The 12,350-nt window shown below is 40.2% G+C and carries 10 protein-coding genes; all 10 read right to left on the reverse strand.

The window, feature by feature from the left end:
- Window positions 1-111: 111 nt before the first annotated feature.
- The gene (locus C5469_RS17445) at window positions 112-921 is read right to left on the reverse strand and encodes a nucleotidyltransferase domain-containing protein (RefSeq protein ID WP_166309419.1); all 810 of its coding nucleotides are present in this window, start codon (window positions 919-921) and stop codon (window positions 112-114) included.
- Window positions 922-925: 4 nt separating this feature from the next.
- A complete protein-coding gene (locus C5469_RS17450; RefSeq protein ID WP_166309421.1) occupies window positions 926-1,426 on the reverse strand; it encodes an RtcB family protein in 501 nt (166 codons plus the stop codon).
- Between the two features lie 890 nt (window positions 1,427-2,316).
- Window positions 2,317-2,661, reverse strand: coding sequence for an HAD-IA family hydrolase (locus C5469_RS17455; RefSeq protein WP_166309423.1), 345 nt, complete (start codon window positions 2,659-2,661; stop codon window positions 2,317-2,319).
- Window positions 2,662-4,144: 1,483 nt separating this feature from the next.
- The gene (accA, locus tag C5469_RS17460; protein WP_166309425.1) at window positions 4,145-5,104 is read right to left on the reverse strand and encodes an acetyl-CoA carboxylase carboxyl transferase subunit alpha; all 960 of its coding nucleotides are present in this window, start codon (window positions 5,102-5,104) and stop codon (window positions 4,145-4,147) included.
- Between the two features lie 190 nt (window positions 5,105-5,294).
- Window positions 5,295-5,552, reverse strand: a complete 258-nt coding sequence (locus tag C5469_RS17465; protein ID WP_166309427.1) for a hypothetical protein — start codon at window positions 5,550-5,552, stop codon at window positions 5,295-5,297.
- 155 nt (window positions 5,553-5,707) lie between these two features.
- Window positions 5,708-7,480, reverse strand: coding sequence for an acetyl/propionyl/methylcrotonyl-CoA carboxylase subunit alpha (locus C5469_RS17470; protein ID WP_207629130.1), 1,773 nt, complete (start codon window positions 7,478-7,480; stop codon window positions 5,708-5,710).
- Window positions 7,473-9,086: a 5-oxoprolinase/urea amidolyase family protein gene (locus C5469_RS17475; protein ID WP_166309431.1), complete on the reverse strand. Its 1,614-nt coding sequence runs from the start codon at window positions 9,084-9,086 to the stop codon at window positions 7,473-7,475. The genes C5469_RS17470 and C5469_RS17475 overlap by 8 nt, the downstream gene beginning before the upstream one ends.
- A 66-nt stretch (window positions 9,087-9,152) precedes the next feature.
- Window positions 9,153-9,926 (reverse strand): LamB/YcsF family protein, encoded by a 774-nt coding sequence (locus tag C5469_RS17480; protein ID WP_166309433.1) that lies wholly within the window; start codon window positions 9,924-9,926, stop codon window positions 9,153-9,155.
- Window positions 9,927-9,937: 11 nt separating this feature from the next.
- Complete coding sequence (locus C5469_RS17485) at window positions 9,938-11,173, reverse strand: NRAMP family divalent metal transporter (protein WP_166309435.1); 1,236 nt, start codon at window positions 11,171-11,173, stop codon at window positions 9,938-9,940.
- A gap of 147 nt (window positions 11,174-11,320) precedes the next feature.
- Window positions 11,321-11,713, reverse strand: coding sequence for a hypothetical protein (locus C5469_RS17490; protein ID WP_166309437.1), 393 nt, complete (start codon window positions 11,711-11,713; stop codon window positions 11,321-11,323).
- Window positions 11,714-12,350 lie beyond the last annotated feature (637 nt).

A 12,350-nucleotide genomic window follows, 5' to 3' on the forward strand; every position in this document is an offset into this window, starting at 1 on the left:
ACTGGCTGTCAAGTCAATAATGGCGTAACACTCTGCTTTATTACCTGTTGTAATCATTCAACTTTTGTCATTGAAATGCTGTACCCCTTGTACCGTTTTTTCAGTCGTTTTTTAACATATACCTCCCGTGTTATTGTTGAATACTGTGTGCATCAGAAGTAAATCTAATTTGGTGTCTGAGAGGAATCTTTCGTCTTTTAACTTGCAACGAGTCGATGAATGATCCAGCTCATGGCAGATGAATTTATGGATGTGCTTAAAACGTGGACCAAAATCCGTTTCGCTGCCTTTGTGTTTGATAGTAAGCAGAGTTTGTATTTCCTGCATCAGATTTGCATCCTCGATAGTTGCGGCTAGCAAAGTATCGAAGCGCATCGGTGGTGCGCCTTTACCTGCTTCTATCCAACGAACAGCCAGCAAGGGGCGCAGTACATAGAGGTATTTTTTCAGCCGTATTTCCTTACCTTGCAGGTGACCACGGAAGTTTTTTTTCGCCATGGATAGATAGTGATATCGCGCTCTGTTGTTGGAAAAATAGTCTGGTAGTAGGGCGCGTAGTGCCGTCATAAACTCCAGGTCTTCACAGTAAACGACTGGTGAATCTGCCCATTCCATCAATGTTGGGTTGGCCCGTTTCAGTAGTCCCAGCGTTTTGCGTAGTTCCCAACCAGAGATATCTAGTTCGTCGTTGATCGGTAATTCGATCACATCGCGCGGTGGATCAACGCGTAAATACCATGACGGGGCATGTACATAAATAAAACGTACATCGTAGTCACTGTTTGTTGAAGCAAATCCCCAACCACGGCTACCAGATTCACAGGCATAAAGTATCCGTATTTGCTGTTCTGTTTCAAGTTGCGCCAGCTTTTGGCGTATGTGTTGTTTCATAGTGTCACCGACGTCACATTTTTCTTTCATATTGTTATCCTTTTACGCAAACTACTTGACGCAGGGTGTGAACGATTTCTACCAGTGAAGACTGAGCAGTCATTACCGCCTCAATGTCTTTGTAGGTCATTGGGATTTCGTCGATTACGTCGCTATCCTTACGGCATTCCACGTGGGCCGTGGCGCGTTTCTGATCCTCTATTGTGAAACGCTTTTTTGCTGTTGTGCGGCTTAATACCCGTCCTGCACCGTGACTGCATGAATAGAAATTCTCTTTATTCCCCAGACCACAGCCGATATCTATCCCCACTGCTGTGGGAGTAATTGCTTTATGTGTTGGGATTACGCTGCCGATAGTTGAGCCTTTGCCGAGATGGACGTCAGGCATTACTGCCAAATGACTAAATATGAAGGGCATTTTTGCCGTGTTTAATAACTGCTCACTAGCCTCTGCTTCGACGGGGACGCCATGAGTCCACATTTTTATTGGTACACTGTTTGGCGCAGTGATCAACTCGTAATCATTTGTTTTCACGCTTCTCTCCTTGTTATTTACCCGTTACTATTACCATGGTTAAGCCCGTCCGATTAGGCTTTTTAATTTGCCATTTTTTATCGTGGAGAGCGATGTGAGTTATCTTCACGTACTACGTGTACGTTCCGCTGTGTGCTCCTGTGCTCGCTGTTCATTCATAAGAATGGCTTGTAACAATAACGTTTGTTAAATAGGTCGTTAGAGTGATTAGTCTTTTTCCCTTATTTAAGCAACTCTTCTGGATTTATTTCCTCATAGAAAGTTAAAAAAAGAGTATAAAGAGCAGATTTTTTTATTTGCAATACTATTGTATCTGATGAATATTGCAAATTTTTAATATTATTGTCTTGTTGAGTAATATTGAAATTGTGATGTCAATCTATATATAAAGGTATTTTGGAGAATTAATGTTAATTTATAATTGATTTTTTGATTTAATGAGTGATTGTAAAGTTAACAAATGATTTTTATACAATGATATTGTTTAAATATTATGTGTTAATGTTATTAAATTAGGTGGAAATATATACCTAATTATTGTGCGGTTATGGAATGATTTGATTTTTTAAATAAATAGTATTGTTTGTTTAGAAAATAATATTGTTGTTGGTTGAATTAAAATAATGGTTTTATTTAATGTGTTCATTGAAGTAATAAGGATGTGTCATTTGTTCATTAAGTGTTTTTATTGGTTTTTAATTGAAGTAAATTAAATGGTTTGATAAATAGGTAGTCGATGGCTTTTTTATTTTTTCGTCTGGAAGATTGTCTATTTCAATAAAACTTTGCGTTACAAAATAAAGTGAGCTTATGGGTAAAGTTGATTTGGTAAAGCAATTGTGGCAGGTAAAATCATTGTAATGGTTGATACCTGCCTAAAATATATCAACTTAATTGGTAGATACAATATATTGGTTTTCAATTGATTTTATTGATATGTGTGTAAAATCGGGAATTTTTAGCCATTCTGAATTACAAGCTGAATGACAATTACCGATAATACTCAAGGTTGCCTCACTCGATAATGCTGCAATAATGTCTGCTGTAGCATCTTCAAAGATTAAAATATCTTCGATACGTAAACCTAATAATTTGGCACCTAATAAATATCCTTCTGGATCAGGTTTTCCTGATTTAACATCTTCAGAGGAAATAATTTTTTTGGAACAAGGTAATCCTGCGGCTAATAAGTGCCTTTGAGCTAATTCTTTATTTGCAGACGTAACGATACCCAATGTGATGAATGAATGCAGTTAAGTAATTCCTTTGCTCCTGGAATCGCTGTAATATTATCTGTGTTATCAATTTCTTTTCTTTCTATAAATTTGGATATTCTATGACATCGTTAAAATTTAAGTGATATTTTTGAGAAAAAACTAGCCATGTTTTCTGAACAGCTTCCGTAGAATCAACTAAAGTTCCATCCATATCGAATAGAAAGCCAGTAAATGTGCGATACATATTAAGATTCCTTTTTAGAGTGAAAATATTCTTTGAGCCAATTAATATCAGAAATGATGAATGATGTGTCCGAAAATCTATAGTCATTTCCTGAAAAATAAATGAATTTATTTGATAAAAACCCTGGGGTCACTATTAACTGACTTAAATCTAAAATGAAATCACTATGCAACTTGTTTAATGCCATATTTGTAGGAGACTTAATATGAATCTGATTAAATATTAAATCTGTTAACTCATAAAAATAATAACTTGATGTTATGAATGCATTAAAAAATTAGCAGGATCTAAAAGTAATTTAAAATTACTCCTGTTAACTAAATTAAATAATTCTCTGCTGTGTCCGACGGATAATATATTCTCTGATGCAATAATAAAATCAGGATGTACTTGATCGCAGCACCATTGTAAAAAATCTGCACTATGTTTTATGTCAACTTTTGAAATTATTATGCTCTTACGTAAATACGGTATAAATATAGTATTGCATCCTAATTCTTTTGCTGAAAATAGTGCATTAGTAAAAATAGATTTACATGAATTTATATCATAAAGATTAGTTGAGTTGATACCAATGTCATTAAAAAGATTTAAAGCTAGCGCCGTGATCTTAACTTTCTTTGATTCCGTTGACTTTCTAATTAACCTTATATCTTGATTATCACAGTTATAAAGCGATAGTCTCCTGACTGATCATCAGGGATGCTGTTGTGAGTTTGTTATCATTAACCTGAACCTTAGATTTGTCATTCAAGAGTTCGTAGCTGAGAGTAAACCACAACAGTATAGCTTCTTTATCGCCTTTAAGATTGAACGGTATCTTGTGCCTTGAGCATCTATTTTAAATGAATGGATATTTTGGGATGTTGCAAAGCAAATTGCGCTATGATACTTGCCAATAATTCGCTCCCCACCTCACCAGGTATCGTCATATGCAAAGTCCCTGACAATAATTCAGAATGAGTAATCTGATTTATTGTTTCATCTAATTCTGCATACAGTTTTGTGCTTCGTTGTAATAGGATTAACCCTTGTTCTGTCAAACGCATGCGTCTGGTTGTACGCTCAAGCAAGCGACAGTTCTTACTGTTTAATTCCGTAGCCTACATTGGATGTAGGTATAGAGAGCTGTCCTGCCGCGCGTGCAATACTTCCCTGTGTTGCACCCATTATAAAAACCATTAATAAATTAAGGTCAATGCTCATATACTCTCCATGATAAAACTTTTTTCCATGATTAGCTGCGTGGCATTCATATTAACAATAGCCGATCGCCATAATTTTTTGATATCTGGCTTCAACCAATTTTCCGGTATCTAACAAACTTAACTCTGATAAATCTTTAATAAGTTGCTGTTTAAGGTTTTCGGCAGTCTGCTGATAATTGCGATGAGCACCGCCTAAAGGCTCCGGAATTATGCTATCAATAATACCTAAACTCTTAAGACGAGTGGCTGTCATTCCCATGGTTTCTGCGGCAAATTGGGCTTTTTGTACATCTTTCCATAGAATGGATGCACAGCCTTCCGGCGATATCGCAGCATAGGTACTGTATTCCAACATATTAATGCGATCACCTACTCCAATAGCTAAGGCGCCACCGGAGCACCCCTCTCCTGTGATGACACAAATAATTGGTGTCTTCATACGAGACATTTCCATAATATTACGCGCTATCGCTTCTGATTGTCCTCGTTCTTCCGCGCCAATTCCAGGATACGCTCCGGCAGAATCAATAAAAATAATGATAGGCAAATGAAAGCGTTCCGCCATTTTTATCAAACGTAATGCTTTACGATAACCTTCAGGTGAAGGCATTCCGAAATTACGCATGACTTTTTCTTTTGTACTGCGGCCTTTTTGTTGCCCGATCAACATGACCGGGCGATTATCTAACCGTGTTAATCCCCCCACTATTGCTTTATCATCCGCAAACATCCTATCACCAGCCAATTCCTGAAACTCAGTAAAAATCAGGTCAATATAATCTAATGTATAAGGTCTCATGGGATGCCTTGCTAACTGAACAATTTCCCAGGCACTAAGGGAGGAAAAAATAGATTGCGTTAACGACTGGCATTTTTTCTCCAGTAGACTGATTTCTTCTTCTATTTCAATCTGTACAGGATGACATTTTTGTCTATACGCTATTAACGCATCAATTTTTTCATACAACTCAAAGATTGGTTTTTCAAATGCAAGATAAGTTTTTGACATAACACCTTTACACCTTTGGTTCAATGACATTCCAAAAGAACCAGTGTAATGGGAAGGTTTACACTTATCTATGCCTCAATTTGGGATAATTTATTATCGAAATAGGGCTAAAGATGGGGAAAGAAGATGATTGAATAAGTATTCAACACTCTTTGGTTCATGAAATGGTAATCAAAGAATGGTGAATTGATCATCTTAAAATGACGATTTTTAGCAATAGTTTCTTACGTTCAATATTTATAAATAAAGATGTAGAGAATATGGCGGATATCCCAACAACCCATGCATAGCCAGTGACTATTAACCCAATTGTTCCAACAGATTTTTTATAGGTATCTCCTATTTCATGTAGGATACCTATAGGCAATAATTCTGCTGTAACAAAAATTACAGCAGCTAAAGATAATACGATAACGGATAACCAACTAGAATATGAATTTTCTCTCATCAGGCTATATCCTCATTTTTGTTTTTCATATGGCTATCCATAATATATTGCTTTCTTCTGATGCTTTATTTCTCAGGTTAATTTAATCCTTGACATCAGTGTGAAGGTCAATACTTTTGTTTTGTTAATCTCAATTTTATTTAATATTCTCAAATTTAATCCTCATTAATACTCGCCAACGCATTTCCTGCCTGTTGATAAGAACCTTTTTCTGCATAGATATTAATTTTGCCAGAACGATGTGCGGTCAGTTGTGTTTCCATCTTCATTGCTTCCATCACCGCAATGACATCACCCTGTTTAACTTCATCACCTTCCTGTACATACCAAGATTGTAAAATGCCGGATATTGGAGCGGGTACTTGATTAGGTGTGGTGATTGTTTCTTCAGCGGTGCTAGTGGCGTTTTTAGTCATCGAATTCTGTCCAGGATTGGACAATGAAAGTTTTTTCAATAATTCGGTGGAGAGTCCCAATTGATGACGACGGCCATCAATTTCGATAAAAGTGCGGGTTACTTTTTCTGGGTAATGATTTTCCTGACGCGGAGATATTTTTACCTGGTTGATAAAGTCAGTTTCGATCCAACGGGTATGGACCTTGAATGTATCATCAGAAATAAAATCAGGGTGCTGCATGACCGCTTGATGAAAAGGCAGTACTGAGGCGACGCCTTCAATGTTGAATTCCTGTAATGCGCGCTGCGCCCGGGCAATAGCTTGTTGGCGAGTTTTTCCGGTGACTATTAACTTAGCCATCAGAGAATCAAAGGTGCCAGGGATCACAGAACCTGTTACAACCCCAGAATCCAATCTTATTCCGGGGCCGGAAGGCGGAGAAAATAGAGTCACTGTTCCTGGCGTGGGCAGAAATCCTTTACCCGCATCCTCTGCGTTAATACGAAACTCAAAAGAGTGTCCCGACGGAATTGGTGTTGTTGCCAATGATAAAGGCTTACCTTCGGCAATCCGAAATTGCTCGATCACAATGTCGATACCCGTTGTCTCTTCGGTGATAGGATGTTCGACTTGTAAGCGAGTATTGACTTCCAGAAAGGAAATAGTTCCGTCCGCACTGAGCAAAAACTCCACTGTACCTGCTCCGGTATAACGGGCTTCGGTACAAATATCCCGGGCTGCATGATGGATACGTTGGCGCTGATTGTCAGTCAGAAATGGGGCCGGTGCTTCTTCCACCAGTTTTTGATTGCGTCGTTGTAGTGAACAATCACGTGTGCCAAGTACGACGACATTGCCGAGCTTATCAGCCAGAACTTGAGCTTCAATATGACGAGGTTTATCCAAAAACTGTTCGATGAAACATTCCCCACGTCCAAAGGCAGCGGTTGCTTCACGAACGGCTGAATTATAGAGTTCGCTCACTTCATCCAGTCGCCATGCTATTTTCAGGCCACGCCCACCACCACCATATGCCGCTTTGATTGCGATTGGCAGACCATATTTTTCAGCAAACGTCAGGGCTTCCTCTGCATTTTTCACCGGCTCTTCTGTACCTGGAACCAGTGGTGCACCTACACGTTGGGCGATTTTACGCGCTTTAACCTTATCACCAAGAATATCAATTGCTTCTGGTTCAGGACCAATCCAGATTAACCCAGCGTCAATGACGGCGCGGGCAAATTCTGCCCGTTCGGACAGAAATCCATACCCCGGATGTACCATGTTGGCGCCTGAACGTTTAGCGATATCCAGTAGTTGGGGAATATTAAGATAAGTCTCTGCGGGGCTGTTTCCCCCCAGACCATAAGCTTCATCAGCCAACTGTACATGTTGTGCATTGATATCCGAATCAGCATAAACGGCAATGGATTGTAAGCCATAATCTCGGCAGGCACGAATGATACGGACAGCAATTTCACCACGGTTGGCGATCAGAATTTTCTTCATTGGGTTATCCTTATTATTCATGAGTAGTTATCGCTTCCTGTATTTCGTGAAATTCATTAATTGGATTGAAGCGGATATAGGTATTGATAGGAATTTGTCCGGCAAGATCAAGATGATAGCTGGCGACTGAGCCAATAACAGGATAACCGCCGGTCAAGGGATGATCCGCCAGAAACAGAACCGGTTGCCCGCTGGCAGGAACCTGAATGGCTCCGACACAAGTTCCTTCACTGGGTAACTCTTCATGGTTGAAACGTGATAACGGTGTGTCTCCATTCAGGCGAATCCCAACCCGATTAGATTGTGGTGTTACCTGCCAGAGCTGATTTTGTAACAGAGATAGTGCTTCTTCTGTGAACCAATCAGTTCGAGGCCCCAGAATAATATCCAGTGTGACGATATCGTCAGGGGCAGGCATGTTGAAAGCCGGGCTTTCATCCATTGATACCGCGGAACTACGTGTGACGGAAAGAATATTCAGAAGATCGCCTGTAGCAACTGGTTTGGGGCCAATATGCGCCAGAGTATCGTAAGATTGGCTGGAAAGAATAGGTTGCTGCGCAAAACCTCCACGTACTGCCAGATAAGAACGCACCCCCGCTTTGGGCGTTCCTAACGTCACTTTATCCCCTTCGCTCAGATCAACAGGTTGGTAGCTATCCGCTTGAAACTTCCGGCCAGATGCCGTTTGGATAACGATAGGACAATTAGCCCCAGTGACCGAGATAATAACGTTACCATGGGAGATGAAGCTTAATCTACCTTCCGCAATTTCCAGACATGCGCTATCGGAAGGATTACCGACGATACGATTTGCACTTCGCAGCGCTGTTTTATCCAGTGCGCCAGCCGCAGAAATTCCTAAACCAGCCTGCCCGGAACGGCCCAAATCCTGAAAAAGCGTTTGTATCCCAGTTGATAAGATTGCCAGAGATAGGTGTTTATCAACCTGTGAAGAGATGATATCTGTGGGAGCAATTAGGCTTTCAGGCTTGGTAATGGTGACTGTTGTGCCTTTGCCTTTATCTCTGAAACGTACCCGAAAGCCCGGTTGTAACAGGGAAGGGGGATTGCGTAAGAGATCCCACATGCGTTCTGGCGTGATACCGATGATTTGCCATCCCCCAGGGCTGGCTTGTGGATATATACCACTAAATTCTCCTGCTAGCCCTACCGATCCCGCAGAGATACGAGCACGTGGGGTCATCCGGCGGGGAACCCGCAAAACATCAGAATTTGCCACTAAATAAGCAAATCCGGGAGCGAAACCCGTAAAAGCAACAGTGTATTCATTTTCTGTATGCCGTTTAATGACTTCTTTAATGGTTATTCCGAGGATATCCGCGACTTCAGCCAGATCTTCACCAGTGTAATACACTGGGATTTCAACGAGTTTGCCTGTTGTTCTATCGCGTGTATTCAGGTTGCGGCTGTTGATTTCTATGGCAAGTTGGCTGGCGGCAACAACATGAGGACGAAACCGAATCAGCAGTGTTCTGGCTGCCGGGATAATTTCTTCTACTCCTGAAATTGGACTGGCGTTAAGTGAATCAAATAAAGCCAGTGTTTCATCCAAATCGTAAAGTTCAACAATAATGGCATTCAAATTAACCGGTAGAAAACGCACGGAATACTCCTGGATATCAAGCAGCATTGAAATAAGCATGTAAAACGGTGCGTGATGCCATCCAAATTATTTACACGTTTGAATAAACGGCTGTATGGTGATTCCGGCTTGTTGCAATGTCATTTTCACCTGACGGGCCATTTCCACCGCACCGGGGCTGTCACCGTGTACACAGATAGAGTCAGCTTCAATGCGTACAAAGCTGCCATCAATCGCTTCAACACCACCTTCTGTCACCAATTGCAACATTCGTTGAGCGACCACATTGGCATCGTGCAGTACTGAGCCTTTTTCCCGCCGAGAGACTAGCGTACCTTGTGGGGTATAAGCTCTATCGGCAAAAGCTTCGGCAATGGTACACAAGCCTTTTTCCCTTGCCAGATCCAATATTTTTGAGCTTGCTAACCCAACCAGCGCTAAATTGTCATCCACTTCACGAATCGCCGTAATAACTGCAAGTGCCTGATACTCATTATTGGCAATGGTGTTATACAGGGCGCCGTGAGGTTTAACGTAACTTACGGTAGTTCCGGCTGCGGCTGCCAGCCCTTTTAGGGCGCCGATCTGATAGATAACATCGGCGATCAGCTCATCACTGGCAATATCCATATTACGGCGGCCAAATCCAACAAGATCGGGATAAGACACATGAGCACCAATAACGACCTGATTTTTATGGGCTGCTTTTAGGGTTTGAAGAATCCCGGCGGGATCACCCGCATGAAATCCACACGCTACATTGGCACTGGTGACAATACTTAGCATGGCGTTATCGTCACCCATCTTCCATTGACCAAAACCTTCACCAAGATCGCTATTTAAATCGATGGTTTTCATCATTGTTATCTTCCTCAAGCTGTTTTCAGAAACGAAAAGATAGGTTCTATAGACATAAAACCCATGTACCAGGTTAGAGCGCAGGTAATTGCTCCCAGCCATAACAACCAACGCGGGTAGTGATAGCCCTGCATCAGGTCTGCTCGACACCAGCCGACATAAATAAAAATGGTTAGCCCGATAGGGAGGATCAGCCCATTAAAGCCACCGGCAAAAACCAACAGAGCAGCGGGAGGTGTCCCTAAAACAATATAGATCAGGAGAGAGATGGCGATAAATATAATGGTTGTAATATTGCGCTTACGTTCAGTGAATTTCTGACTAAATACGGTAATAAAGGAAATAGAAGTGTAAGCGGCACCGATCACACTGGTGATTGCTGCTGCCCAAAGGATCAAGCCAAAAATACGTAAACCAAATTGCCCGGCTGCGGCCTGAAATGCTTGTGATGCCGGGTTTGCATCTTTGCTGGAGATGTCGATTATCACTCCGCTGGAGACTACGCCAAGAATGGCAAGGAACAGGATATAACGCATCAGGCCAACCACCAAAATACCGTTGGTTGCAGCACGGGAAACTGCCTGAATATTTTCAATTCCGGCAACACCTTTATCCAATAAACGGTGCGCCCCGGCATAACAGATATAACCGCCAACTGTGCCGCCAACAATCGTGGTGATAGTGGCAAAATTAATATTGTCAGGTAAAACTGTTTGCCGTAATGCTTCGCCAAGCGGAGGGTTGGAGACATAAGCAACAAACAGTGTCAGGGTGATCATGGCGACGCCCAGAACGATGATAATGCGGTCGATGGCAATACCTGCACGTTGAGATGAGAAGATAAAAATAGCCATGATCGCGCTCAATAACCCTCCTAACTTGGGTTCCAGCCCGATTAAGGCATTTAGTCCCAAGCCAGAACCGGCAATATTGCCGATGTTAAAAACCAAGCCACCAAATATCACTAATATTGCCAGCAGATAGCCGCTACCGGGTATTGCCGCGTTAGCAATATCCGCAGCCCGCATCCGGGTTAAAGTCACAATACGCCAGATGTTCTGCTGTACAAAAAAATCAATTACGATGGACGCCAGAATACCAAACGCGAAGGATGCGCCCATAGTTGCAGTAAATGTTGCGGTTTGAGTAATAAATCCAGGACCAATTGCAGATGTTGCCATCAGGAAAATGGCTGCGATTAATGATGAGCGTCGAGTCCTCACAAAATTAATGGCTTTCGGTGTCGCCATAGATTGCACTCCTGTGTATGTGTAGTAGATCAAGGGTTAAATGGAGAAATAGGGTAATGATTTATTGATTCTATTTATGGAGCCATTCAATTGTAGAGAACAATATCTTCTACCTGACGGCTATCTATCAACCTGCAATAACATTGCTTATCCTGGCTCACTTTGCTCAAAATAATCCACGGAATTAGATAACAAAATATGATAATTAATATCGGCATAACTTAAATAATTATCTTTAAAGTAACTTATCCCTGTAATTACGTTAAAAATATGATATAAATCACAAAATAAAACAAAAAATAAAATCACATCAAAATCATTAACATTGCTTATTAGGCCACTAAAAATAATACGTTTTTTTATTATTTTTAATAAAATGATAAAAGTGTAATTCATTGTTTTTATCCATTTCTTAATCAAACCCCCTATTTGGTTACCTGGTTGATAATCACTCACTCCTGACATAAAAAATGGTTTTTTGAAGCCGACGGATTTTTTAGGTTCAGCAGGCGCTGAATAGAACTTACGCAATCCCAACATAAATCAAAATCAGGATTGCAAAAAAGGGGGGACTATAGATTTATGGCTTGCTTGGTAAAATGACGGTGAGAAAGTACCTGAATATCAATCTATTCGGATAATATTCTTTTATGTACTGATTTCTTTTCAACTCTCTGTGAATAGTTACTATAAACTTAACCGTTTTTACGTTTTCTGAGACGTATTTAACTTTTTTATTTTTATTAAACTGATATTCAGGTTTTCTTGTTTTTACTTTTCCTGTATTTGATTTTTTAGGTTTAAAACCAGAAAGGTTAGCAGATCAGCTAATGGTATTAAGAGTAAAGCCCATTTCTTTAATCATTTTTAATGTTGTTAAATGTCTTAATATCATATCTTTGTTATTTGGTTAACGCTGTCATTTTGTCATATCATTAATCAATTTAAAACCCGTTTATCTTAATGTTTTATCTTTCAATGTCAGTATGGCATCTGATTTTTTACCCGATTTAAAAAATCATTAATCACTTATTTTTACTTTTGATGATTAAAGTTTTTATCTGTTTTCTCATGATGTGCGTGCCATTTTTTCCAGATTTTAAAAAAACATATTGATAGTTAAAAACGGGTTTTATTAAATTTGTTTTCTCATTAATGAAAACTTAGCAGTGATAGT

This window comes from Photorhabdus cinerea (genome assembly GCF_011189575.1).
GTDB lineage: Bacteria > Pseudomonadota > Gammaproteobacteria > Enterobacterales > Enterobacteriaceae > Photorhabdus > Photorhabdus cinerea.